This window comes from Bradyrhizobium sp. 2TAF36, from assembly GCF_052114925.1.
In the GTDB taxonomy this organism is placed as follows: Bacteria; Pseudomonadota; Alphaproteobacteria; order Rhizobiales; family Xanthobacteraceae; genus Bradyrhizobium; species Bradyrhizobium barranii.
Genome location: NZ_JBFRFR010000099.1, coordinates 1 through 24,952, shown reverse-complemented (window position 1 = coordinate 24,952; position 24,952 = coordinate 1). Strand labels below are relative to the sequence as shown.

Sequence of the window (24,952 nt, the reverse complement as noted above, 5' to 3'; positions counted from 1 at the left end):
CATTCCGGCAAGAGCGTCAGCTGGGATCTGTCCGCGCCTTCAACGAAGCGTCCCATCCACATCCCCCATCAGGAAACGGAGGAATCGTAACCGACTCGTGGCTTTTCACACAGCCAGGGTCAAAAGCCGACATCAAGCAGACGGCCACGATAGGTCTGCCATGAGCCAATAGCGGTCGTCGGCGAGGCCGGACGTAATATGCACTTTGTGCCAAAATGCGGATTCAAAATGGAGCGCAACTGATGTTCGATTTATCGCGCCGACTAGAGCATCATTGATTAGCCTTTGCTGTCGCCCAAGATGTGGGTGCGCAGGCGACGCCATTTCATCGGGTGATGGTGTGCTCCACCGTTCCCAATTGTCGCGGGCGGGCTTTAGCTTGCTGATCCCCTTGTAACTGGGATGTCCGAGTTGGCGATGAAAGCCATCGGCTATCCATGGGCAGCGATGATGGCATTGTGCCACTGTTTTGCCCGACGGATCAAGTTGATTTCGTTAAATCCGCAGTTACTGGGTATCAAACCATTGATATCGCTGTCGCCAGCTACTGTGCATGGGGTTGTTTTTCGATATTTTTGTTGTGTGGCTCGCCGGGCCTGATCCCGGCTCGCTCTAGTGTCCACCTAGATAGGCCGTGATCAGCCGGGGGTCGTGGATGAGATCCTTGGCCGGACCTGACTGCACGACCTCGCCGGTCTCGAGCACATAGCCGTAGTCGGCTGTCTCAAGCGCGGCGCGGGCGTTCTGCTCGACCAGCAGGATCGACACGCCGAGATCGCGCAGGGACGCGATGGTGCGAAAGATCTCGCGCACGATCAGCGGCGCGAGGCCGAGGCTCGGCTCGTCCAGCATGAGCAGTTTCGGCTTGGCCATCAGCGCGCGGCCGAGCGCGAGCATCTGGCGCTCGCCGCCGGAGAGCGTGCCTGCCGCCTGGCGCTGCCGTTCCTTCAGCCGGGGGAAGCGATCATAGACCTCGTCCAGCGTCTTCTGGACGCCCGAGCGGTCGCGCAGGCTGTAGGAGCCGAGCAGGAGGTTGTCCGCGACCGTCATGTCGGAGAACAGCTCGCGCTTCTCCGGCACCAGGCACAGCCGGCGCTCGACGCGATCTTCGACCGACATCCTGCCGATGTCGTGACCCTGGAAGACCATGCGCCCGCGAGAGGCCAGAAGGCCGATGGCCGCCATCAGCAGCGTTGTCTTGCCGGCACCGTTCGGGCCGATGACGGTGACGATCTGACCTTCCTCGACCGACAGCGACACGTTGCGGACCGCTTCGACATTGTCGTAGCAGACCGTCACATCCGTCATGGACAGCATCTCGCTCACGCGACGCCTCCGAGATAGGCTTCCTGGACTCGTTCGTCGCTGCGGATCGCGGCCGGCGCGCCTTCGCAGAGTTTTGAGCCGAAATCGAGCACCACGATGCGGTCGACCAGCGACATCACGAACTCCATGTCATGCTCGACGATCAGGATGGTCAGATGGTCTGCCCGCAGCGACCTGAGCAGTTCCGCGAGCCGCAGCTTCTCCTGGCGGCGAAGGCCGGCGGCCGGCTCGTCCAGCACCAGCAGCGTCGGGTCCGCGGCCAGCGCACGCGCGATTTCCAGGATGCGCTGGTTGCCGAGCGGCAGATTGCCCGCGAGCTCGAACGGCTTGTCGCCGAGCCCGACCCGTTCGAGCTGCATCAGCGCCTCGTGCCGGGTACTGGCTTCCTCGCGCCCGTTGAGGCGGAAGGCGCCGGCGAACAGGCCGGTGCTCGTGCGCGCATAGGTGCCGAGCATCACGTTTTCCAGCAGGCTCATGCGCGGGCGCAGCTTCACATGCTGGAAGGTCCTGGCGACGCCGGCCTTGGCGATGCGGGACTGCGCGTCATGCGTGATCGGGCGTCCCGCAAAGACGATCTCGCCCTTGTTGACCCGGAGCGCCCCGGTCAGGCAGTTGAACATCGTGCTCTTGCCGGCGCCGTTGGGGCCGATGACGGCAAGGATTTCGCCGGCGCGGACCTCGAAGCTGACGTTGTTGACCGCGACGAGGCCGCCGAACCGGCGCTCGGCGCCATCCACTTTCAGAAGAAGCTCCCCGGGCGTCGGTTGCGCGCGACGGGGCAGGGGCGGCGCCGGTTGAGGTCGCTCGCGCCGGGCCTTGGGCAGATAGCGGGCGACGAAGGGAACGATGCCCTGCCGGGCCCATTGCAGGAACAGGATGAACAGCGCGGAGAAGGCGACGATCTCGAGCTGGCCGGAGGCACCCTTGGCGATCAGCGGCAGATAATCCTGCACGCTGTTCTTGAGCAGCGTGACCACCGCGGCCCCCACGACGCCGCCGAGAAGGCTGCCGGCGCCGCCGACCATCGACATCATCAGATATTCGATGCCCATGCCGGCATCGAACGGACCCGGGCTGATGAAGCGGCTCATATGTGCGTAGAGCCAGCCGGAGAGCGAGGCGAGGAAGGCCGCGATCACGAAGGTCACGAGCTTGATGCGGAAAGCGTTGATGCCGAGGCTCTCGACGAGCGTGTTGCCGCCGCGGAGCACGCGCATGGCGCGGCCGAGCCGGGAGTCCAGCAGGTTGTAGCCGAGGAAAAGCACTGCGGCGACGATACCCCAGATCAGGAAATAGATCTGGGCGCTCGTGACCAGCGCAATCGAACCGAAGCTGATCGGCGGAATCGACGAGATGCCGTTGAAGCGGCCGAGCCCCTCGACATTGCCGAACAGGAAGCCGATCGCAAGGCCCCAGGCGACGGTCGAGAGCGACAGGAAATGGCCCTGAAGTCGCAGGGTGACGACGCCGAGAACGGTTGCGACGCCGCAGGTCAGCACCACGCCGAACACGAGGCCGAGCCACGGGGAGTACCCGTTCAACGCGGAGACCCACGCGGTTGCATAGGCCGCGACGCCCACGAACGCCGCCTGACCGAACGACACGATGCCGCCGACGCCGGTGAGGAGTGCAAGACCAATGGCGACCAGCGAATAGATGCCGATATAGTTCATCAGCGTGATGCTGAACGGGCTGAGAACGAAGGGAGCCATCGCAAGACACAGCACGGCGAGGATGGCGGCAAGCTGGATGTGGAGGCGCGTCATTCCTCGATTTCCTCCTCGGAATGCAGCGAGGCGAGGGATCGCCAGATCAGGATCGGGATCAGCAGCGAAAAGACGATGACGTCCTTGAGCGCGCTGCTCTCGAAGGAGGCGAAGCTTTCGAGGATGCCGACGCCGACGGCGCCGATCGCCGCACCGGGATAGCTGGTCATGCCGCCGACGATGGCGCCGACAAAGGCCTTGAGGCCGATCAGGAAGCCGGAATCGTAGAACACGGTGTTAACAGGAGCGATCAGGATGCCGGATACGCCGGCCATCAGCGATCCCAGCAGATAGGCGATCGTGCCGGCGCGGGCGGGGCGTATTCCCATCAGCCGGGAGCCGGTCCGGTTGACGGCCGTGGCGCGTAGCGATTTTCCGACCAGCGTGAAGTCGAAGAAGAGGTAGAGGAGGCCGCTGAAAACGAGGGCCGCGATCACGATCAGCATGGTCTGGCCCGAGATCAGCACGCCCGCGAACTCGGTCGAGAGCGAGGTCAGCGGCTCGGTTCGGACCCCTTCGGGCCCGAAGAACAACAGGCCGAGGCCGACCAGCGCAAAATGCAGCGCCACGGACACCGTCAGCAACAACAGCACGGTGCCGTCAGCGATGGGACGGAAGACGATCCGATCCAGAAGCGGGGAGATCGGCGTGATCAGCATCAGCGCCAGCACGAGCCTGACGGCAAGCGGCGGGTCCAGGCGCATGACAAGCCAGGCTGCACCGACCACGGCGAGCGGAAGCAGGAGATAGAAGGACAGCGCGCGGGGCAGCAGCCGGAGTTCGCCGGAGCGCACCAGCGAGATGATCTCGATCAGGGTCGCAAGACAGGCCAGGATCACAACCAGCGCTCCCGTGCCGGGAAAGCGCTTCGCGTCGAGGGCGGCAAGCGTCAGCGCGGTGAAGGCCGCGATGTCGCCGAAGGGAATGAAGATGACTCGCGTCACCGTGAAGATCAGGACGGTCCCGATCGCCACCAGGGCATAGACGGCCCCGGTGGCGATCCCGTCGATCGCGAGAATGGCTGCAATGTCGCTCGTCATTGAGACGTCGTTGCTCCCTGTGATGCCGGGGCCATTGATCCGGTTATGGCGCGTACTTCCAGGCGCCGCCGGTCAGGCGCACCACGACGAGCGAGCGCTCGTCGACACCGGTGACCGCACCGGGCTTGAAATTGTAGACGGCATGCACGCCCGGCAGCTCCTTGGTGCTGAGGATCGCRTCCCGCAGCGCCGTGCGGAATTCCGCCGTTCCGGGCTTGGCGGTCTTCAACGCGCGCTCGGCGGCGTTGGCGAAGATCAGCCAGGCGTCGAAGGAATAGGCGGAGAAGCCGTCGGTGGTCGGGATGTTATGCGTCTTCTGGTATACGCTGCGGAAATCCAGCGCGATCTTCTTGGCAAAGTGCTCGTCGGGAAGCTGCTCGGCGACGATCACGGGACCCGCGGAGACCTGAATGCCGTCGGCCGCCTTGCCGCCGACGTTGACGAAGTCCGGATTGACGAGTGCCACCGTGCCGTAGGTGTTTCCCTTGAAGCCCCGCTCGGCGAGCGTGAGGAGCGGCAGCGCGCCTTGCGTACCCGAGCCGCCGTCCAGCACGGCGTCGGGACGTGCGGCCATCACCTTGAGAATCTGCGCGGTGACCGAGGTGTCGGTACGGGCATAGCGCTCGTTGGTCTGAATCTTGATGTCGCCGGCGGCCTCGGCGGCCTTGGCGCCGTTGTAGACGAGGTCGCCCCAGGCATCGGAGAAGCCGACATAGCCGATGTTCTTCATGCCGTCGCGCTTCATGCGGTCGGCGACGATCTTGACGAGGAGAGAGGCCGGCTGCGGCACCGACACCACCCACTGCTCCGGCGTATCCGGCAGCTTGCCGATCGGCGAGACCGCGATCATCGGCACTTTCAGCTCGCTCGCCACCGCCGCCATGGCGATGGTCGAGGGCGCCGTGGCCGTGCCGATCAGGAGGTCCACCTTCTCTTCTTCCACCAGCTTGCGCGCATTGCGGGTCGCGGCCGACGGGTCGGAGCCGTCGTCGAGCTGGATCAGGCGAATGGTCTCGCCGTTGATGGTCTTCCTGTATTCATAGGCGGCATTGATGCCGCGCCCATAGGGGATTCCGATCGACGAGCCGTTGCCGCTCAGCGAGGTGACGAAGCCGATGGTGATGTCGGCCTGCGCAGCCGGCGCTGCGAAGAGTCCGGCGACAAGTGCGAGTAGGCTCAGAGTCTTGCGCATACGCGTTCTCCTCCGTTGGTGCTGGATAGGAATGCCTCGAAGCTGCCGTGCGGGGAGCCCGAACGACGAACGAACTGATTGAAAGCATTGCTGCAGCGCCGAAATCCGGGCGCTCCCGAAGAGGGTTTGCTCGGCCGGATCTCAGCGGCCATGGCGCTGGTTGCCGCTCGAACGACAGGCCCATCGGCAGATGCGGGCGGGACTTTCCCGAAGCAACGAAAGGCCGTTGGCCCGGCCGCGATGCGCGGCCGGCGATGCTGTTGCTGCCGGCTGTTCGAGCACGGYGACTGTCCACACGATCGAGTCTCTCAAAATCGGTGCCCTGCAACATCCACCGGTCCCTGGCCGGCGAGGAATTACTTAAAGCCTAAAGTATTGTTGGTGGAGCCGTCAACACGTGTCACGGCTCTGTCAGAAAAAATGTTGTTGCATACAATTTCGCCAGAGTGYGGCGGCTCAATGCCGATCGAGCGTACGAAAAGGCCGGGCTTCCCTTGCGGTGGCGTTGGCCGTCGGTGGCGACGCCGAGTGCATTTGACGCGTGAATTAGTTTATGATTGAAATATATTTATCGGCCGTCGACGACCGATCCTCCGATCACCGCCTGAGGAGAAGGACGATGCGCATCTTCTGGCAGAGCTTCGTTGATGCGAGCGTGAACGCGCCCTACATGGCGCGGCTGTCGGAATACCTCAACAACATCGCTGCATCGGGCACGACAGTTCACGTCGAGGGCATTTCGCCGCCCGACCGGGAGTTCGGACGGCTCGCGGAATTGCGCTGCGCCGTCCAGGCGATCGACAACGGCATCGCAGCCGAGGAGGGCGGGTTCGACGCCTTCGTGATGGGACATTTCCAGGATCCCGGACTCTACGAGTTGCGTTCGGCGCTCGACATCCCCGTGATCGGGACTGGCGAGGCGACGTTGCTGGCGGCCTCTCAGCTCGGTCGGAGGCTCGGCCTTGTGACGCTCGATCCCGTCTTCGAGGTCTGGCACTACGAGCAGGCCGAGCGTTATGGCCTCGGCGATCGCGTGGTCCATGTGACCGGCCTTGGCTGCAAGCCGGCGGATTTCGCCGATGCCTTTGACGGAGATGAGGCCGCGCAAGCCCGCATGATCAAGGACTTTGTCGCCTGCGCACGCCCGCTGATCGAGCACGGCGCCGACGTCGTTATCCCCGCCGGCGTACTGCCGGGCCTTCTGATCGGAAGGGAGCATGGCCTGAAGGTCGGGCACGCGCCGGTGGTCAATTGCGCGGCGGTGGCGCTGAAAAGTGCCGAGATGTGGGTGCAGCTCCGGCAGCTCAATGGCACCGAGCCCAGCCGCGGGCCGAGCTTCAAGCGAGCCAGCGCCCAGGCGCGCGACGATTTCCGCGCACTGCTTGCTCGCAACAGCCGCTAGGACTGGAGAGTGAATGATGATGACTCCCGAAAAGATCCTGTACGAGACCGAGGTGACGGCGATCGGCGGCCGGGACGGCAAGGCCGCTAGCGCCGACGGCCTGTTGTCGGTATCGCTGTCCGTGCCGAAATCGCTGGGCGGTCCCGGGGGCGAAGGCACCAACCCCGAACAGCTCTTTGCGGCCGGTTACGCTGCCTGCTTTCTCGGTGCGGTCAAGCTCGTCGCGCGCACCCGGACGGGCGTCCCATCCGCTGAGCCGTCAGTGACCGCGAAGGTTGCGATGGGGCCGGTTCCCGTCGGATATGCGCTCGCCATCGAACTGAAGGTCAATCTGCCCGGTGTCGAGAGGTCGGTGGCCGAGGAGGTCGTCGCGGGCGCGCACGAGCGCTGTCCCTATTCGAATGCAACCCGCGGCAATATTGCCGTGAAGCTGACGGTCATCTGAGACAATGAACGAGGCGGGCGGTTGGTGACCAATACCTTGCGCACACCGTACGACGGCGTCGTGATTGCGGCGCCCGTCACGATTCCCTATGTGCGCTACTCCATCGAGAGTGCACAGTGGTGGATCGGCCGGGCACTGAGTACGCTCGTTGCGCAGGCCGGCATCAAGGCTTCCGACATCGACGGTCTGTGCGTCTCCAGCTTCACCATGGGCACCGACAGCGGGATCGGGCTGACGCAGCATTTCGGGCTCTGCGTGCGATGGCTGGATACGATTCCGCTCGGTGGCGCCAGCGCCATCGCAGGCTTGCGAAAAGCGGCGCGCGCGGTTCAGGCGCGCGACGCCGACATCGTGGCGTGCATCGCCGGCGATACCAACCACGTCGATTCCTTCCGGCTGACGCTGGAGAACTTCTCGCGCTTCAACCAGGATGCCGTCTATCCCTATGGCGCGGGCGGCGCCAATGCGAGCTTCGCGCTGATTGCGCGCAACTATATGCGGAGCTTCGGCGTCACGCGTGAAGATGTCGGCAGGATCGCCGTCGCCCAGCGCGCCAATGCCCTGCGCAACCCGCATGCGCTGATGAAGACGCCCCTGACGATGGAGCAGTATCTGGCGGCACGGCCGATCTCCGATCCCATCCATCTCTTCGACTGCGTGATGCCATGCGCCGGCGCCGAGGCCTTCCTGGTGATGCGGGACGAGACCGCGGCTTCGCTCGGGCTGACGGCAGCACGGCTGCTTTCGACGATCGAGCGGCACAACGCCTTTGCTGATGATCCGATGCAGGTCCGCGGCGGCTGGGCAATGGACGTCGGCGAGCTCTATGCGATGGCCGGCGTGAAGCCCGACGATCTCGATGTCGTGCAGACCTATGACGATTACCCCGTCATCACGATGATGCAGTTCGAGGATCTCGGCTTCTGCAACAAGGGGGAGGGGGCCGAGTTCGTGCGCCAGCACGATCTCACCATCGACGGTGACTTTCCGCACAATACTTCGGGCGGACAGCTCTCGGCTGGGCAGGCCGGCGCCGCCGGCGCCTATCTCGGTCTCGTCGAGGGACTTCGGCAGGTTCTGGGGACTGCAGGCCCCACCCAGGTCACGAATGCGAGCCTCGCCTTGGCCTCGGGGTTCGGTATGATCAACTATGACCGTGGTCTCGCCTCGGGCGCCGCGATCTTTGCAGGGCCGTCGCGATGATAGAGCCGATCAAGCCGCCCCGGCGCAAGAACCCGCTGTTGCGGACGCGGCTGCCTGCTTCGCCGCCGCGACCGCGCAGCAGGACGTCGCATGGGTTTACGCGGGCAGCCGCCGAGGGCCGCTTCATGCTGCAACGCTGTGACGCCTGCGGTTCTTTTGCTTATCCGGCGCGGGAGGCCTGTCCGTCTTGCCTGTCGGCCGGCCTTGCCTTCGTCGATGCGCCACGACGAGGTATTCTTCTTGCCGAAACGACTGCGCGCGTGCCGAGCGATGTCTATTTCCGCGAACGGGCGCCCTGGCGCATCGGCCTCGTGAAGATGGAATGCGGTCCGACGATTGTGACGCACCTCCATGCCGACTGCGTGGAGAGGGCACCGGTCCGCATGTCGTTTCAACTCGACAAGAGCGGCCAGGCAGTGGCCTTTGCCCATCCCGAGGGGGGGACTCCCAACATGGCAGACGACAAGCAATGGCGGGAAATGACGGCCGATCCGAAATTCCGGCGCGTGCTGGTGACCAACGGTCGGAGCGTGATCGGTCAGGAGGCCGTCGCAGCCTTGAAGGCCGCAGGCGCCAAGACGGTGTTCGTCGGCATTGCCGAACCGTGGCGGCCTTTCGCCGGCGAGCAGCTGCTGCGCGGTCAGGACGGAATCGAAATCGTGACCCTTGACGCCGCCGACGAGAAATCTACGGCCGATCTCGCGGCCGACATCGGCGGCAAGGTCGACATCCTCGTCAACACGACGGAATATGTGCGGCCGGGCGGCCTGCTCGACCGCAGGGGCACGAGCATCGCGCGTGACGAGATCGACCAAGCCTATCTCGGCTTCATCAACCTCGCACAGGCCTTCGGCCCTGCCATGCGGATGCGGGGTGCCGATGGCCTCAACAACAGTGCCGCGTGGGTCAACATTCTCTCGGTCCACGCGCTGGCGAACTGGCCTGCCTTTGGCGCCTACTCGGCCTCGCAAGCGGCGTGCCTGTCGCTCTCGCACTGCCTCCGTGCCGAACTCAGGCCCGGCGGCGTCAGGGTGATGAATCTGTTCACCGGGCCCGTCGACACCGAGTGGTTCCAGACCGTACCGCCGCCGAAGGTCGCGCCGCGCGCAATCGCGCAGGCGATCGTGTCGGGTCTCAAAGGCGGGCTCGAGGAGATGTATGTCGGAGATGTCGCCGAAGAAATCCGGCAACGTCTCGCGGCCAATCCGAAAGCGCTCGAGCGCGAGCTGGACAGGTGACAAGCGGGATTTCAACCAAGCCGGAGGACGTGACGATGCAGAACAACAATCTCCTGGAGCTGGCGGGTGCGGTTTCTTCCGGCGCGGTGCGCGTCGTCGATCTGACATTTACGCTCAGTCCGGATTTTCCGGTCATCGTGCTGCCGCCGGAGTTCGGCCAGGCCGCGCCGGTCCGCATCCAGGAAATCTCGCGTTATGATGGTCGCGGTCCGGCCTGGTACTGGAACAACGTCACGTTCGGCGAGCACACCGGCACGCATTTCGACGCGCCGATCCACTGGTTCACGGGCAAGAACCTGCCGAACAATGCCGTCGACACGATGCCGACCAAGGACATGATCGCGCCGGCCTGTGTGATCGACTGCTCCGCGCAGGCGGCGCAGGATCCCGATTTCCTGCTGACCGTCCCGCTCGTCGAAGCCTGGGAAGCAAAGCACGGCCGGATCCCCGAGCGGAACTGGGTGCTGCTCAGGACCGACTGGTCGAAGAAGGGCTGGCGCGACTATTCCAATCTCAGGGATGACGGCGCACACACGCCCGGCCCCAACGCGGCCGTCATGAAGTGGCTGGTGGAGGAGCGCGGCGTCATCGGGTTCGGCACCGAGACCATCGGTACGGATGCGGGGCAGGCCGGTCATTTCGAGCCGCCTTATCCGGCGCATCATTTCCTGCACGGCGCCGGACGCTACGGCCTGCAATGCCTGTGCAACCTGGATCAGCTTCCGGCCACAGGCGCCGTCATCGTGGCCTCGCCGCTGAAGATCCAGAACGGCTCCGGCAGTCCGCTTCGCGTCATCGCGCTGGTTGCGTCGACCTGAATCCAATCCATGGCGCTTGCCAATCGGAATAAGACATCCTCACGAAAGACAGGTGCCATGAACTTGATCAAGAGCCTGCTGGCTTCCACTGCATTGCTTCTCGCCGTCCCGCAAATTGCTCAGGCCGAGATCCTCGTCGGCTTCGTCACCGGTCTCAGCGGGCCGGTATCCTCGATCGGCATCCCGAATGCGAAGGGCATCGCCGCGGGAGAGGCCTATGTCGGTGAGATCGGCGGCGAGAAGGTCCGCGTCATCCAACTCGACGACGCTTCCGATGCCACCGCTTCGGCGCGCAACGCGCGCAAGCTCGTCGAGCAGGAGAAGGTCGATATCCTGATCGGAACGTCGGGCGCGCCGCAGACCCTGGCGATGGCGACCGCCGCGATCGAGATGAAAGTGCCGATGATCGCAGTCTCCCCGATCGCGCCGGTGCCGCCGGGCGACGGCGGCCCCTGGGTCGTCCAGACGCCGCAGCCGACGCCGCTTCTGGTGCAAGGCATCGTCGACCACATGAAGGCGAAGGGCTTGAAGACCGTTGCCTTCATCGGCTTCTCCGATGCGTTCGGCGACCTCATGTACAACTCGCTCGAGCAGAGTGTGAAGATGACCGACATCAAGATCATTGCCAACGAACGCTACGCCAGATCGGATTCTTCGGTCACGGCTCAGGTGCTGCGAGCACTCGCCGCACGTCCCGACGCCATCATGCTCGGCGGCACTGGAACGCCCGGCGCGCTGCCGGTCATCGCCTTGTCCGAGCGCGGATATAAAGGGCCGCTATACGGCAATCATGGACTGATCAGCGCCGATTTCCTGCGTCTCGCCGGCAAGGCCGCCAACGGCATCATCTGCCCGACCGGACCCGTGACCGCGGCGGAGCAGCTTCCGTCCAGCAATCCGATCCAGAAGGTGGCGCTGGATTTCCGCGCTGCCTTCGAGAAGGCCAACGGCGAGGCGCCGACGGATTCATTCTCGTCCTATTCCTTCGACGGCTGGCTCGTCTTCGCCGATGCCGCCAAGCGCGCGATGGCAACCGGTGCCAAGCCCGGTTCGCCGGAATTCCGCACCGCGCTTCGTCAGGCGCTGTTCACGACCAAGGAGGTCGTCGGGACGCAGGGCGTCTACACCTACACGCCGGCGGATCGGCACGGCGTCGACGATCGCTCGCGCGTCATGGTCCAGATTGAGAACGGCAAATACAAGCTGTTGCCCTGAGACGGGAGCATGATCGTGACGGAGAACGCGCCGGTGAACGTCAGCGACGCGGTCGGCCGGGAGAACGTGACGCCGGCCTGGGCGTGTGCAGTGACGTCGTTTCCGCCGTCGGACCGCATCCTCTCAACGATGCTCACGCGGCAGGCCGAGCGCTATGGCGAGCGCGTGCTGCTCGACGCCGGTGAGACGCGCTGGAGCTTTGGGCAGACCGCGGCGATCGCGGCCGCGTCGGCCCAGGCGCTCGTCGACGCCGGGATCAGGCCGGGCGATCGGGTCGCGCTGATGTGTTCGAACCGTCCGGAGTTCCTGCAGGTCTATCTCGGCTGCGCATGGCTTGGCGCCATCGCGGTCCCGATCAATACCGCGCTGCGCGGCTTCCAGCTCTCCCACATCTTCCGCAATTCGCGTCCCGCGCTCCTCGTCGTCGAGGCTCAGTTCGTCGACGCGATCGAGAGTGTCGAGGCGGGTGTCGACCTGCCACCTCGCGCCTGGATCGTCGGAGCTGCCGCCGGTGCAGTCGATGCCCGGCTTTCCGCCGTACCGTTGCCGGCGCTCGGAGCCRCAGCCTCGGCGGGTGCCGTGCGTCCCGGCGATACCGTTGCGATCCTCTACACCTCGGGCACGACAGGGCCAGCGAAGGGTGTGTGCTGTCCGCAGGCGCAGCTGTTCTGGTGGGGCATTTATTCGGCGCGGGCGCTCGGCGTCCGCGAGGGCGATGTGCTGTTCACGACACTGCCGCTGTTTCACACCAACGCGCTCAATGCGTTCTATCAGGCGCTCCTGAACGGCTGCACCTACGTGCTGGAGCCGAAATTCTCCGCGTCCGGCTTTTGGGCCGCCGCGCAACGGCATAAGGCGACGGTCGGCTATCTGCTCGGTGCGATGGCGTCGATGCTGCTGGCGCAGCCGAAGAATGCGAACGACAAGGCGCATCGTCTTCGCGTTGCGCTTGGCGGCGGCGTACCGCCGCAAATCCACGGTCCGTTCCTTCAGCGGTTTGGCGTGCCGCTGGTCGACGGCTACGGGTCGACCGAGACCAATTTCGTGTTCGCGGGCACGATCCCGTCGGATCGTCCGGGAACGATGGGCTATCTGGCCGACGGAATCGAGGCGCGGATCGTCGATGAAAACGATTCAGCGCTTCCTGACGGGCAGGCCGGCGAGCTCGTGCTTCGCGCCGGAGAACCCTTTGCTTTCGCCACCGGCTATTTCGGCATGCCGGAGAAGACGGTCGAGGCCTGGCGAAATCTGTGGTTTCACTCGGGCGATCGGGTCGTTCGCGATGCTGACGGACATTATCGCTTCATCGACCGCATGAAGGATTCCATCCGCAGGCGTGGCGAGAACGTATCCTCATGGGAGGTCGAGCAGACCATCCAGTCCCATCCCGCGGTCGCCGCCTGTGCGATCTACCCGCTGCCGTCGGAGCTGGGCGAGGACGAGGTTGCGGCTGCGATCCTGCTCGAACCGGGCCAATCGCTGGAGCCCGTCGACATCGTCAGGCATTGCGAAGGGCAGATCGCCTATTTCGCCATCCCGCGCTATGTGCGCATTCTGAGCCAGATGCCGTTGACTGAGAACGGCAAGATCAAGAAGGGCGTGCTGCGCGAGGCGGGCATCACCACGGATACCTGGGATCGCGAGGCGGCCGGAGTGAAGGTGCGGCGCTGACTGTCGGTCCGCTCAGGGTTTTTGCAGGGCGTCCCTGACGGCACCCTTGAGGTCGTCGAGTTCGCCGATCAATCCGTCGAACCGGTCCGCCGGGAAATCCGCCAGCAGCTCGGCAAGCCACGCGCCGTGGCTCTTGGCCATCCGTCTGAAGGTCTTGCGGCCTTCGACCGTCATGCAGACAATCTGCACGCGGCGGTCGAGGTTCGAGGGCGTGCGCGTGATGTATCCGTCCTCGACCAGGCGGTCCACGATCGGCGTGAGGTTCCCGGCCGAGACCATCAGGCGCTTGGGCAATTCTCCCAGCACAAGCCCGCTCGGTTCGCGGTCGAGCTGGGCCAGAACATCGAAGCGGGGCATCGTGAAATCGAACTCTTCGCGAAACCGGCGCCGCAACTCGCCTTCGATCAGGGTCGTGCAGGCGAGCAGCCGGAGCCAGACCCGCGTTTGAGCCCTGTACTCGGCGTCCTGATCCGCCCCATTCTTTGAAACAGGCGTGGACTCCTTCGCGAGTGCCAATCGAATCTCCCGGGCTTGGTGGCCTGACGAAAGCCGGCGCAGCTGTCGTGGTCATTGGCAAGATAGTTCGTGCCAAAAGTAAATTCAAGGCTGCGCCCGAGCGGCTCGGAATCGGCGCTGCCGTGTGTCCAATTTACACTGAATCTCCAGATCGACGCCGCGGAGACCAGCCCGTGGGCCGGGTCTTTGCAGAACCGCCTTGACAAGACGCGCGCCGAGGAAATATTTTATGCTTAAAATAATTTGGGTGAAAGCTCGGCACACGGCGCGACGCGCGAAAGCGAGGGATCATGCGCATAGTCTGTATCGGCGGCGGCCCGGCCGGTCTCTATCTGGGCCTGCTGATGAAGCGCCGGCACCCGGAGCATGTCATCACGGTCGTCGAGCGCAACAAGCCCTACGACACGTTCGGCTGGGGCGTCGTGTTCTCGGATGCCATGATGTCCGCGATGCGCCTTGCCGACCCCGAGAGCGCGGCCGAGATCGAGGACGCCTTCAATCACTGGGACGACATCGAGCTCGTCTTCAAGGGGACGCGCCAGCGCACGACGGGCCATGGCTTCATCGGTATCGGGCGCAAGCATCTGCTCAATATTCTTCAGCGGCGCTGTGAAGCGCTGGGTGTCGAGCTCGTCTTCGAGCGCGAGGTCGAATCCGATCTCGAATACCCCGACGCCGACCTGATCGTCGCCTGTGACGGCGTCAATTCCAGGATCCGCGCTCGCTATGCCGAGCAATTCCAGCCCGACATGGTGATCCGGCCCAACCGCTTCATCTGGCTCGRCACCAAGAAGGCGTTCGACGCCTTTACATTTGATTTTCAGAAGACCGAGCACGGCTGGTTCCAGGCGCACATCTACAAGTTTGATGCGGAGACCTCGACCTTCATCGTCGAGACCACGGAAGAAGCCTACAACGCCCACGGGCTTGGCGAGCTCGATCAGCAGGCCTCGATCGAGTTCTGCGAAAAGATCTTCGCCGAGACGCTCGATGGCGCGAAGCTCCTGACCAATGCGCGCCATCTGCGCGGCTCGGCCTGGCTCAATTTCAGCCGCCTGATCTGCGGCAAATGGAGCGTGTTCAACGGCAAGTCTCATGTCGTGCTGATGGGGGACGCCGCGCATACCGCGCATTTCGCGATCGGCTCGGGCACCAAGCTCGCGCTCGACGACGCCATCGAGCTTGCCAACCAGTTCGATCGCCATGGCCACGGTCGCGCCGGCATCGAAACCGTGCTGGACGCGTACGAGGAGGTGCGCCGCGTCGACGTGGCGCGCATCCAGAATGCGGCGCGCAACGCCATGGAATGGTTCGAGGTGGTCGGCCACCGCTATGCCGATACGCTCGAGCCGCCGCAATTCTTCTATTCGATGCTGACGCGCTCGCAGCGCATCAGCCACGAAAACCTTCGCCTGCGTGATCGAACCTGGCTGGAAGGTTTTGAGCGCTGGTTCGCCGCGCGGTCGGGCATTGCGGTCAAGGATGGCGAGCGGGTGCCGCCGCCGATGCTGACACCGCACCGTGTGCGGGGACTGACCCTTGCGAACCGGATCATGGTCTCGCCGATGGCGATGTATTCGGCGCAGGACGGGCTCATCGACGACTTCCACGTCGCTCATCTCGGCGCGCGCGCCATGGGCGGCGCCGGGCTGGTCTTCGCCGAGATGACCTGCGTCTCGCCCGATGCGCGGATCACGCCGGGCTGCCTCGGGCTCTGGAACGATGCGCAGGCGGCGCAGTGGCGCCGCTTGGTCGAGCTCGTCCATGGCGTCGGGCATGCCAAGGTGGGGATTCAGCTCGGCCACGCCGGCCGCAAGGGCGCGACCAGGGTGCCCTGGGAAGGGATCGATCAACCCCTTGAATCCGGAGACTGGCCGCTGATCTCGGCCTCAGCCCTGCCGTATCTGCCCCACAGCCAGTTGCCGCGGGCGATGGACCGCAGCGACATGGAACGCGTGCGCGACGATTTTGTCGCGGCAACACGTCGTGCCGCTGCCGCCGGCGTCGAATGGCTCGAGCTCCATTGCGCGCACGGTTATCTGCTGTCGAGCTTCCTGTCGCCGCTGACCAACCGGCGCACGGACGAATACGGCGGCAGCCATGAAAACCGCGCGCGCTTTCCGCTGGAGGTGTTCAAGGCGATGCGCGCGGTGTGGCCGTCCGACCGGCCGATGTCGGTGCGCCTGTCCTGCCATGATTGGACCGACGGCGGTAACATTCCGGCCGATGCGGCGGTCTTCGCTGCGATGTTCAAGGAGGCCGGGGCGGACCTGATCGATTGTTCGTCGGGGCAGGTCTGGAAGGACGAGCGGCCGATCTATGGACGCCTGTTCCAGACGCCGTTCGCCGACCTGATCCGCAACGAGGTCGGCATTGAGACCATCGCAGTCGGTGCGATCTCCGAGGCCGATCACGCCAATTCGATTCTCGCGGCCGGCCGCGCCGATCTCTGCGCCATCGCGCGGCCGCATCTTGCCGACCCGGCCTGGACGCTGCACGAAGCCGCGCGCATCGGCATCACCAAGGTCGAGTGGCCGAAGCAATATCTGTCCGCCAAGGGACAATACGAAACCAATCTGGCGCGCGCGGCGGCAGCTGGCGCGCAATGAGCGGAGGAGGGATCAGATGAGCTCCACGGCGAAAGTGATCCGGCGCGAATGGCTCGATTGGCCGTTTTTCGAGCCGTGCCATCATGCGGTCGGCGAGGCGCTCGACCGCTTCGTGCAGTCGGGGGCTCTCGACACAATCGATCACACTGATGTCGATGGCGCCTGCCGCAAGCTGGTGCGCGCGATGGGCGAGGCGGGGGTGCTCGATTGCGCCGTCGCGGCGCCCGACGGCGATGCGACGACGATCGATTCACGCTCGATCTGCCTGTCGCGGGAGTCGCTGGCCTATGCCGATGGCCTCGCCGATTTCGCCTTCGCCATGCAGGGGCTCGGCTCCGGCGCGATCGCGCTCGGCGGCTCGGCGGACCTGCGCAAGGCCGTGCTGCCGAAAGTTCGCGCCGGCGAATGGCTGGCGGCCTTCGCGCTGTCCGAGAAGGAGGCGGGATCGGACGTCGCGGCGATGTCTTGCACCGCGCGCGCCGACGGCGACGACTACGTCATCGACGGTGAGAAGACCTGGATCTCCAACGGCGGTATTGCCGACGTCTACACGCTGTTTGCGCGAACGGGCGAGGCGCCGGGCGCTCGCGGCATCTCGGCCTTTGTCGTCTTCCCGGATGATCCCGGCTTCGGCATCGCCGACCGCATCGACGTCATCGCGCCGCATCCGCTGGCGACGTTGCGCTTCACCAATTGCCGGGTTCCGGCGAGCCGTCGCCTCGGCGCGCCGGGCGGCGGGTTCAAGCTCGCGATGCAGACCCTCGATATCTTCCGGGCGTCTGTCGCAGCCGCAGCCCTCGGCTTTGCCCGTCGTGCACTGGACGAAGCGCTGTCGCATGCGCGCAGCCGGCACATGTTCGGTGCGACGTTGGGAGATCTCCAGCTAACCCAGGCCGCGCTTGGCGACATGGCGACCGACACCGATGCTGCCGCACTGCTGACTTACCGCGCGGCCTGGCGCCGCGATGTCCAGAGGCTTCCGACGACGCGCGAAGCTGCCATGGCGAAGCTGACGGCAACCGAAACCGCGCAGCGCGTCATCGACCGCGCCGTCCAGATGTTCGGCGGCCGCGGCGTGCGCAAGGGTGAGATCGTCGAAAGCCTCTACCGCGAAATCCGCGCGCTGCGCATCTACGAGGGCGCGACCGAGGTCCAGAAACTGATTGTCGCGCGCGATCTCCTGAAGCCGCGCTGAGAGGGTCGAGAACTCCGCATGAGTACGATGAAAAAGCCAGAGGCCGCCGCGACGAGCGGTCTGCAAGTGCTTCAGCCCGGCGGCTGGCCGCAGCCGAAGGGATATGCCAACGGCATGATGGCCGAAGGACGTCTCGTTGTGACGGGTGGTGTCGTCGGCTGGGATATCGCAGGTCGGTTCGCCGACGGGTTTGTCGCGCAGGTTCGGCAGACGCTCGAAAACATCGTTGCGATCCTGGCGGAAGGCGGCGCCCGGCCGGACCATCTCGTGCGCCTGACGTGGTATGTCGTCGACATGGATGAATACACCGCGAATCTGAAGGCGCTCGGCAAGGCCTATCGCGAGGTGGTTGGCACCCACTACCCCAGTATGGCGCTCGTGCAGGTGGTGCGCCTCGTCGAGCCATCCGCGCGCGTCGAGATCGAAGCGACTGCCGTCGTCCCGCGCTGACGAGGGCGTGCGTGAAGGTGCTGCCGCCCTTCGCGCGGACTTATGGGCCGCTATGCGACCGGAACGAACGCATATCCTTGCCCTTCTTCGACCACTCTGCCGATGCCTGGTCGACCTAAATGAGCGCCGGCCAGCCACGTCTGCGCATTTGCTGCGTCCCGGAGCAACCTGATCCGGGTAGCCCTCGCCACGGCTTCGTCATCGTCATAGGCCCAGGTAAGCTCGGGACGAGCAAACTGTGCGGCGGGAACGTGGATAAGGTCGCCGCAGAACAAGACATCGTCCTCGTCAGTGTTGAGGAGATAACCCATATGGCCCCGAGCGTGCCCAGGTATATCCACCGCCAGTAAATGATCGGCCAGCCGATCTCCTCCGTTAACTGGGGCAAGGAGCGAACGAAACTGCTCCAGCACGGGCTCGGCAAGAAACTCCTCGACGGCGTCTTCCCCTATCACGATCTTCCTCAGGCCATTAAATGCTCGTCGACCGTCAGGCATCAGGAGACCATTGATGTGGTCGCCATGAGCATGAGTGAGGGCGATCATCGTGACCGATGACGTGTCGATGCCTGCCTCCGCCATCGCCTCCACGAGGTGACCCATGGACGGGTCCCAGCTCGCGCCGGCTCCACAATCGATCAAGACGCGATCCATGCCAGAGCGATCGAATAGGAAGCAGTTGACCGATAATCGAACCAGCGAAGCGTCCCGCTGAGGCGGTTCGGTCTGCATGCATGGTTTTTCGTTTGGATGTTTGAGGGATTCGGCGGGCAGGTCGACATATCCATCAGAGAGTGACCAAATCCTCCATGATCCCGAAGCGCAGCCCAAGGTGTTGGGGCTTTGTGATAGAGCTTTCACGGACAACCTGACGAGCGTTTGATTCACTTTCTCAAAACGGCACCGAAACCGTCAGAGTTTCGAAGTCATCACTTTCTGAGCGATCTTCCAGGTTCCGTCGACCTTCAAGCACGACAGCATGTCGGTGAAGTAGCGCGGCGGAATTTGCAATTTCAGCTTCAGAAGCGCGAGCTCTCCTTCAACGTCAATGGAGAGGATCTGATCTTGGCGCTCCAGGCCCTGTTGCTTCGGAGCTTTCAAATTACGGACAGCTGCCAGCCACGTCGCAATTGGCGTCACGCTCACGTTGCCGTCGTCGCCGACCTTGGTCACGGAACTCGAGGGATGGAATATAGACGCGAATTTGTCGGCATCCATTTCATAGGCACTGTCGAAATAGGTCTGCGCCAGTGAGCGCAATGCACGAACATCGGTATCCATAGGCCTGTTATCCATAACGTTTGGAACGGGAAGAAACTGCGCGTGGCTGGAAAGTTTCGTCTCCGGCCGAAACCTGCAGAAGGTTGCCTCAAGTCTTCCTTGCTGACCGAACCTAGGACAAAGTAGCTTATGAGGATAGACGTGTTGAACAACATGGGCTTATGAGGAATATTCATAAATCATGAGAAACGAGCTGAACGAACTTGCTACGTTTGCAATCGTCGCCAGAGAACGGAGCTTTACGCGGGCTGCGGCAAAGATCGGTGTGTCTCAGTCTGCCCTGAGCCACACGATCCGCGGACTTGAGCAACGGCTCGAGCTGCAGCTTCTTGCTCGAACGACCAAGAGCGTTGCGCCAACCGCTGCAGGGGCAGCTCTCCTGAAGGAATTGTCTCCGGCACTCGAGCAGATTGCTCGTGCCATCAACGAAGCCCGAAACGTTCGGCACCGGCCTGCAGGGCGCCTTCGGATTGTAATGTCCCGGTCGGCTGCCGTGATGGTATTGTTGCCGCGGCTCACGGCGTTCGCGGAAGCTTACCCCGACATCGTTCTTGACGTTGTTACCGTCACTGGCCCCGTCGACCTCGTTGCGGGTGAGTTCGACGCCGGTATTCAACTTGGCGAGTACATTCAGAAAGACATGATCGCGGTGCGGGTCACCCAGGAGTTGAGATTGGCGGTGGTCGGATCGCCCGGCTATTTTTCATCACGAAGCATTCCCCGGAAACCCAAGGATCTAAATGACCATCGATGCATAAGCCTGCGTCTTCCGGGCGGTCCATACAGGTGGGAATTCGAGAAAGGACGACAGGCGGTCACGGTCGGCGTGAATGGCCCGCTCATCATCGATGATACCCACCTGGTGATTCAGGCCGCACTCGCTGGCGCCGGCCTGGGGCTCGCATTCGAAGAGCAGGTCGCGGAGCATGTTGCGAAACGTCGCCTTGTTCGTGTGCTGGAGGATTGGACGCCGCCAATTCCCGGGTTCTTCATGTATTACCCCAGTCGTCAGCATCAGCCGGCTGCGCTGTCTGCGCTAACGAACGCACTGCGAGCCTCTTAACCATAATTCGACGCGACGAACTGCATAATGCCGATCAAGGCGATCAGGCTGAAATCCAATCCGAACGCCATTAAGGCCCGCGTGGGTCGCGATGCAGCAGTCGACAATCTGTCGAGCGTTCAACGCCGGGATGTCCGGAAGCCACCCGGACCCGACCGCCGATGGCGACGACGACCGTCGTGCTCATTCAGGAGGCTTGCCTCGGGCTTTTGCGGTGGCTTAGGTACCGAACGGCCAATTTGATGAAATTGCGCACGACCATCGACGTCTCATCCTCTCGGAACACCAAGAACACATCGGCCGAGGGTGGCGAGGGTCTGATGGGCCGGAATACAATGTCGGCTGTCGTGAAGCGCGCAATGGACTGGGGCACCAGTGCCACGCCGAAGCCCGCCACGATCAGGCTCGGAATCGACTGGGCGTCGACGACCTGCTGGGATACCCGCGGCAAAAAGCCGGCATCGACGCAGCATTTCTGGATGTAGCGTGCGAACTCTGAGCTATTGGGGTCGAGGACGATGTGATCCTCCGATGCTAGTTCGCTAAGCGCAACGCGCTTGCGCCCGGCCAACGGGTGCGCGTGCGGCAGTGCGAGGACCACCTCTTCCCGCCAGGCAAGCTTGCTGGTCAGGCCGTGTTCGGTCGGAACGCTGCGAATGAGACAAATGTTGGTCGTGCGGTTGAGGAGTGCTGCGATCTGCAATGCAGGCGCCTGCTCATGCACCGTGGTTCTCACCGACGGAGCAACCTTTCGGTAGGCGGCAAGCAGTTCCGCCAGCCGACCGCGCAGGATGGAGCCGGTCGCACCAACGTCAAGCGTGCCGATAAGGCCAGCGCCGATCGACTGAACTTCGTCTTCCGCGAGCTTGATCTGCTGGAGAATGGCGCGACCTCGACCCAGCAGGGCTTCGCCGGCCTTAGTCAGTTCGACCCTGCGGCTGGTCCTGTGGAGAAGCTGCGTCTTGAGCTCGGCCTCCAGCGTCTGGATGTGCTGGCTCAGCGGTGGTTGGGAAAGGTTCAGTCGCCGAGCGGCGAGGGTGAAGCTGCGCTCTTCGGCGACGGCAATGAAATATCGGAGCTGGCGGAGATCCATTTGGAAAACCTATCAATCGTGTCGTTCTATATATTGGACTTGAGATCCGCGATGGTCAACGAATGCCCGACGGAGCCCTCTGCGGGCCGGGCGCGGTCCGCGATCACGGCAAGCGCGCTCCTTTGTGCGTACGACGACACGTCACCACCAAACAACAAGATAGGCGGAGGCCCGAAGGCCCACCAAGCCGCGTCAGTCGAAGACCAGCCAAGCGAGGAAAAGCCGTGCCCAAGATCTTCAAGTCACTCTTCTTCCAGGTCGTCATTGCGCTCATGCTGGGCATCGCCCTCGGCATGGCTAATCCCGACCTCGCCGTTCAGATGAAGCCGCTCGGCGACGGCTTCATCAAGCTGATCAAGATGCTGGTGCCTGTGATCGTGTTCTGCGTCGTCGTGCACGGCATCGCCGCGGCGGGAGACCTGTCGAAGGTTGGAAGGGTTGGCATCCGCTCTCTCCTGTATTTCGAGATCGTCACCACCGTCGCACTGGTGTTCGGCATTGGGCTTGCCTACTATTTCGAGCCAGGCGCAGGAATGAACATCGACCCGAAGACGCTCGACGCCAAGGCCCTTAGCGGGTTCAGCCAGACCGCGGCTCAGGTCGCGGGAGGCGGCGTCTCCGAATTCCTGATGAAGCTCATCCCCTCGACGATTGTGGGGGCCTTCAGCTCCGGCGACGTCCTGCAGGTGCTGATCGTCTCGATCATGTTCGGCTGCGCCGTGTCCTTGTGCGGCGAGCGAGCGAAGCCGGTCGTCGAGTTCATCGAGCGCGCGAACGAAATCATCTTCAAGATGATGAATTTCGTCGTCCGGCTCGCGCCGATCGGCGTCTTCGGTGCCATCGCCTTCACGGTCGGGAAGTACGGTGTTGGTTGGCTCAAGCAACTCGGCGGGCTCGTCGGCCTGTTCTATCTGGCCGTGGTCCTGTTTGTGATCGTGGTGCTCGGCGCGATCATGCGACTGTCCGGCTTCAGCCTGTTCAAGTTGCTCGCCTACTTGCGCGAAGAGCTGATGATCGTTCTCGGCACCGCCGCAGGTGACAGCGTTCTGCCGCAAACCATGCGAAAGCTCGAGCAGCTCGGCATCAAGCGGTCGACGGTTGGTCTGGTGATACCGACCGGATACTCGTTCAATCTGGACGCGTTCTCCATCTACTTGACCCTGGCCGCAGTCTTCATCGCACAGGCGACCAACACGCCGCTTGCGACAGGCGATCTCCTGGCCATCCTTGGCATCGCGTTGCTCACCTCGAAGGGCGCGCACGGCGTTCCGGGCTCGGCCATCGTGGTGCTCGCCGCGACGCTTGCCGCTATCCCTGCCATTCCGGCGATTGGCCTTGTGCTCATCCTGTCGGTCGACTGGTTCATCGGCATTGCCCGCGCCCTCGGCAATTATGTCGGAAACTGCGTTGCCACCGTCGTCGTCGCGTCCTGGGAAGGCGACATCGACAGGGCAAAGGCACATCGTATCCTGAACGGCGAGATTGATCCCTCAAGTGAGGGGCTGGTCGATGCCGTCGGCGGAGATGAGCCCGTCCCGAGTGCACAGACGGCGTGAAACGCGAGTGTTGGTTGGAATATGGCGATGCTGACGCTTTCGATTGAGCCTCTAACGAGGAAGGCATTTGCGCCGTTTGGCGATGTCGTCGATACGGATGGGTTGACGCCCCTGCCGATCAACGAAGGCTATGCCCGGCGCTTCAACGATCTCGCCACGATCGACGTCACCGCGGAAGGCGGACAGATCAACATCAGTTGGTTTGTCGCCTCCACCCGGCCTGCGCCGATCGCGATCCGGCTGATGGAGCGCCATCCGCTTGGAAGTCAATTGTTCATGCCCTTGAACCGCAAGGACTGGCTGATCGTCGTCTGCACGGATCCGCATATCGCCTCGACCTATCGGGCCTTCGCTGTAACGGGACACCAGGGCGTAAACTATGCCCGCAACTGCTGGCACCATCCGCTGCTTGTTCTGGAAGACTCCAGTCCGTTCTTCGTCGTCGACCGGAAGGGCGGGGGCGACAATCTTGAGGAATATTGGCTGGAAGAGATGATGCAGCTCGATCTTGCGCCGGACAGCATTCTCGGAAAATGACGCGCGGCAAGCAGAGCCGCGCAATGACATACCACACGGGAAACCTATCGGAGGCCACGACCATGCCATCGCAAACCTATCACGTGCCGCAGGGCGGCCATCCGGCCCAGACGGAGCTCTTGAGCGGCCGGGCGGTCTTCACGAACGCATATGCGGTCATACCAGGAGGGGTGCAGCGCGATATCGTCGTCAGCCATCTGCCGCATTGGGATAACACGCGTGTGTGGGTGCTGGCGCGACCGCTTTCCGGATTCGCCGAGACATTTTCCCATTATCTTATGGAGGTGGCACCGGGTGGGGGAAGTGAGTTGCCGGAGCCGGACAAGGATGCCGAAGGCGCGCTGTTCGTCGCGGGTGGCAAATTGAGCCTCGAGGTGGCGGACAAGGAGCGGGAGCTGCGGCCCGGGGCCTTTGCCTATCTTCCGCCCGGCCGCGGCTGGAGTATTCGCAATCGCAGCTCGAGCCCCGCTCATTTTCATTGGATCCGCAAGCTGTATCAGGGCGTACCGGGGCTTGCTCACCCCGACGTCATCGTGACCAACGAGGACTCGGTCGCACCGACGCTAATGCCAGATACGGATGGGAGATGGAGGACCACACGCTTCATCGATCCGGCCGATATCCGATATGACATGCACATCAATATTGTCACGTTCGAGCCGGGCGCATCTATTCCCTTCACAGAGACCCATGTCATGGAGCACGGTCTTTACGTTCTGGAGGGCAAGGCCGTCTACCGGCTCAACCAGGACTGGGTCGAGGTCGAGGCAGGAGATTTTATGTGGCTGCGGGCGTTCTGTCCGCAGGCGTGCTACGCCGGGGGCCCAGGTCGGTTCCGTTATCTCCTCTATAAGGATGTCAACCGGCACATGGATCTGCGGCCCTTCACGGCAGCGTAAGTTGGAGGCGCTTTTTGGCGAGCTATCGCGGACGGATCATCCGGACGATGCTGATAATTGCACAAAAGCTCGGGGTTACATCGGCTCGATGCCGATCTTCTTGATGACCGCAGCCCATTTCGTCGTTTCCGATGTCATGAAATCCTTCAGGCCTTGTGGGTCCATCACCATGGGCTCGGCGCCTTGCTCGACGAAGAGGGCGCGCACCTTCGGATCGTTCACGGCTTCCGCCATCGCCGCATAGAGCCTGTCGAGCACGGCCTTGCCTGTGCTCGCGGGCGCGAGCAGAGCAAGCCAAGCGGCGCTCTCGTAATTCTTGAGGCCCGCCTCCGCCGCGGTCGGCACATCCGGCAGCGCGGTCATGCGCTTGTCRCTGGCCACCGCGAGCGGGCGTGCATCGCCGCTTTTGATCAGGCTGATGACGTTCGGCATTCGGCA

Annotated in this window: 23 protein-coding genes; 14 read left to right on the top strand and 9 right to left on the bottom strand. The window is 63.5% G+C overall.

Features of this window, described 5'->3' with window-relative positions; translation table 11 throughout:
* Nucleotides 1-612 precede the first annotated feature (612 nt).
* Genes AB4Z51_RS38720 through AB4Z51_RS38705 form a run of 4 tightly spaced genes read right to left on the bottom strand, consistent with a single transcriptional unit; the run spans nt 613 to nt 5,324 of the window.
* The gene (locus AB4Z51_RS38720; RefSeq protein ID WP_014496276.1) at nt 613-1,326 is read right to left on the bottom strand and encodes an ABC transporter ATP-binding protein; all 714 of its coding nucleotides are present in this window, start codon (nt 1,324-1,326) and stop codon (nt 613-615) included.
* The gene (locus AB4Z51_RS38715) at nt 1,323-3,092 is read right to left on the bottom strand and encodes a branched-chain amino acid ABC transporter ATP-binding protein/permease (protein WP_441268433.1); all 1,770 of its coding nucleotides are present in this window, start codon (nt 3,090-3,092) and stop codon (nt 1,323-1,325) included. The genes AB4Z51_RS38720 and AB4Z51_RS38715 overlap by 4 nt, the downstream gene beginning before the upstream one ends.
* Nucleotides 3,089-4,132, bottom strand: a complete 1,044-nt coding sequence (locus AB4Z51_RS38710; protein WP_014496274.1) for a branched-chain amino acid ABC transporter permease — start codon at nt 4,130-4,132, stop codon at nt 3,089-3,091. The genes AB4Z51_RS38715 and AB4Z51_RS38710 overlap by 4 nt, the downstream gene beginning before the upstream one ends.
* A 43-nt stretch (nt 4,133-4,175) precedes the next feature.
* The gene (locus tag AB4Z51_RS38705; protein WP_063984213.1) at nt 4,176-5,324 is read right to left on the bottom strand and encodes an ABC transporter substrate-binding protein; all 1,149 of its coding nucleotides are present in this window, start codon (nt 5,322-5,324) and stop codon (nt 4,176-4,178) included.
* 619 nt (nt 5,325-5,943) lie between these two features.
* On the opposite strand from AB4Z51_RS38705, the gene AB4Z51_RS38700 reads away from it, so the two are divergent.
* The 7 genes from AB4Z51_RS38700 to AB4Z51_RS38670 are packed head-to-tail and all read left to right on the top strand — an operon-like array spanning nt 5,944 to nt 13,316.
* A complete protein-coding gene (locus AB4Z51_RS38700; protein ID WP_441268432.1) occupies nt 5,944-6,726 on the top strand; it encodes an aspartate/glutamate racemase family protein in 783 nt (260 codons plus the stop codon).
* A 16-nt stretch (nt 6,727-6,742) separates the two neighbouring features.
* On the top strand, nt 6,743-7,171 hold the full coding sequence (locus AB4Z51_RS38695) for an organic hydroperoxide resistance protein (protein WP_441268851.1): 429 nt from the start codon (nt 6,743-6,745) through the stop codon (nt 7,169-7,171).
* A 24-nt stretch (nt 7,172-7,195) separates the two neighbouring features.
* On the top strand, nt 7,196-8,374 hold the full coding sequence (locus AB4Z51_RS38690; RefSeq protein WP_441256666.1) for a thiolase family protein: 1,179 nt from the start codon (nt 7,196-7,198) through the stop codon (nt 8,372-8,374).
* Nucleotides 8,371-9,612 carry an SDR family NAD(P)-dependent oxidoreductase gene (locus AB4Z51_RS38685; protein ID WP_441268431.1) on the top strand — a complete coding sequence of 414 codons (1,242 nt, stop codon included), beginning with the start codon at nt 8,371-8,373 and terminating at the stop codon, nt 9,610-9,612. The genes AB4Z51_RS38690 and AB4Z51_RS38685 overlap by 4 nt, the downstream gene beginning before the upstream one ends.
* A 35-nt stretch (nt 9,613-9,647) precedes the next feature.
* On the top strand, nt 9,648-10,430 hold the full coding sequence (locus tag AB4Z51_RS38680; RefSeq protein ID WP_441499215.1) for a cyclase family protein: 783 nt from the start codon (nt 9,648-9,650) through the stop codon (nt 10,428-10,430).
* 57 nt (nt 10,431-10,487) lie between these two features.
* Nucleotides 10,488-11,645 carry an ABC transporter substrate-binding protein gene (locus tag AB4Z51_RS38675; RefSeq protein ID WP_441268429.1) on the top strand — a complete coding sequence of 386 codons (1,158 nt, stop codon included), beginning with the start codon at nt 10,488-10,490 and terminating at the stop codon, nt 11,643-11,645.
* 9 nt (nt 11,646-11,654) lie between these two features.
* Entirely contained in the window at nt 11,655-13,316 is a 1,662-nt protein-coding gene (locus tag AB4Z51_RS38670) for an ATP-dependent acyl-CoA ligase (protein ID WP_441499214.1), read from the top strand.
* Nucleotides 13,317-13,328: 12 nt separating this feature from the next.
* Here AB4Z51_RS38670 and AB4Z51_RS38665 read toward each other — a convergent pair whose 3' ends face one another.
* The gene (locus AB4Z51_RS38665; RefSeq protein ID WP_028149405.1) at nt 13,329-13,832 is read right to left on the bottom strand and encodes a MarR family winged helix-turn-helix transcriptional regulator; all 504 of its coding nucleotides are present in this window, start codon (nt 13,830-13,832) and stop codon (nt 13,329-13,331) included.
* Between the two features lie 290 nt (nt 13,833-14,122).
* Between AB4Z51_RS38665 and AB4Z51_RS38660 the strand changes: the two genes are divergently transcribed.
* The 3 genes from AB4Z51_RS38660 to AB4Z51_RS38650 are packed head-to-tail and all read left to right on the top strand — an operon-like array spanning nt 14,123 to nt 18,086.
* Nucleotides 14,123-16,441, top strand: a complete 2,319-nt coding sequence (locus AB4Z51_RS38660) for a bifunctional salicylyl-CoA 5-hydroxylase/oxidoreductase (protein WP_441499213.1) — start codon at nt 14,123-14,125, stop codon at nt 16,439-16,441.
* Between the two features lie 16 nt (nt 16,442-16,457).
* Entirely contained in the window at nt 16,458-17,636 is a 1,179-nt protein-coding gene (locus AB4Z51_RS38655) for an acyl-CoA dehydrogenase family protein (RefSeq protein WP_441268426.1), read from the top strand.
* Between the two features lie 18 nt (nt 17,637-17,654).
* A complete protein-coding gene (locus AB4Z51_RS38650; protein WP_441268425.1) occupies nt 17,655-18,086 on the top strand; it encodes a RidA family protein in 432 nt (143 codons plus the stop codon).
* Nucleotides 18,087-18,136: 50 nt separating this feature from the next.
* Here the strand turns inward: AB4Z51_RS38650 and AB4Z51_RS38645 are convergent, their stop codons facing one another.
* Nucleotides 18,137-18,817, bottom strand: a complete 681-nt coding sequence (locus AB4Z51_RS38645) for an MBL fold metallo-hydrolase (RefSeq protein WP_441268424.1) — start codon at nt 18,815-18,817, stop codon at nt 18,137-18,139.
* Nucleotides 18,818-18,997: 180 nt separating this feature from the next.
* The gene (locus AB4Z51_RS38640; RefSeq protein ID WP_441268423.1) at nt 18,998-19,366 is read right to left on the bottom strand and encodes a nuclear transport factor 2 family protein; all 369 of its coding nucleotides are present in this window, start codon (nt 19,364-19,366) and stop codon (nt 18,998-19,000) included.
* A gap of 181 nt (nt 19,367-19,547) precedes the next feature.
* Here AB4Z51_RS38640 and AB4Z51_RS38635 point away from each other — a divergent pair, with 181 nt between their 5' ends.
* Nucleotides 19,548-20,429, top strand: coding sequence for a LysR substrate-binding domain-containing protein (locus AB4Z51_RS38635; protein WP_441499212.1), 882 nt, complete (start codon nt 19,548-19,550; stop codon nt 20,427-20,429).
* 187 nt (nt 20,430-20,616) lie between these two features.
* Here the strand turns inward: AB4Z51_RS38635 and AB4Z51_RS38630 are convergent, their stop codons facing one another.
* The gene (locus tag AB4Z51_RS38630) at nt 20,617-21,522 is read right to left on the bottom strand and encodes a LysR substrate-binding domain-containing protein (protein ID WP_441268421.1); all 906 of its coding nucleotides are present in this window, start codon (nt 21,520-21,522) and stop codon (nt 20,617-20,619) included.
* 224 nt (nt 21,523-21,746) lie between these two features.
* Here AB4Z51_RS38630 and AB4Z51_RS38625 point away from each other — a divergent pair, with 224 nt between their 5' ends.
* The 3 genes from AB4Z51_RS38625 to AB4Z51_RS38615 all read left to right on the top strand — a co-directional run bounded on the left by AB4Z51_RS38625 (nt 21,747) and on the right by AB4Z51_RS38615 (nt 24,514).
* Complete coding sequence (locus AB4Z51_RS38625; protein WP_441499211.1) at nt 21,747-23,078, top strand: C4-dicarboxylate transporter DctA; 1,332 nt, start codon at nt 21,747-21,749, stop codon at nt 23,076-23,078.
* Nucleotides 23,079-23,105: 27 nt separating this feature from the next.
* On the top strand, nt 23,106-23,615 hold the full coding sequence (locus AB4Z51_RS38620; protein ID WP_259257990.1) for an ureidoglycolate lyase: 510 nt from the start codon (nt 23,106-23,108) through the stop codon (nt 23,613-23,615).
* A 62-nt stretch (nt 23,616-23,677) separates the two neighbouring features.
* Nucleotides 23,678-24,514, top strand: coding sequence for a bifunctional allantoicase/(S)-ureidoglycine aminohydrolase (locus tag AB4Z51_RS38615; RefSeq protein WP_259257989.1), 837 nt, complete (start codon nt 23,678-23,680; stop codon nt 24,512-24,514).
* A 75-nt stretch (nt 24,515-24,589) separates the two neighbouring features.
* On the opposite strand, the gene AB4Z51_RS38610 is transcribed toward AB4Z51_RS38615, so the two are convergent.
* Nucleotides 24,590-24,952, bottom strand: a 363-nt coding sequence (locus tag AB4Z51_RS38610; protein ID WP_441499210.1) for a Bug family tripartite tricarboxylate transporter substrate binding protein, incomplete at its 5' end; no start/stop codon positions are given.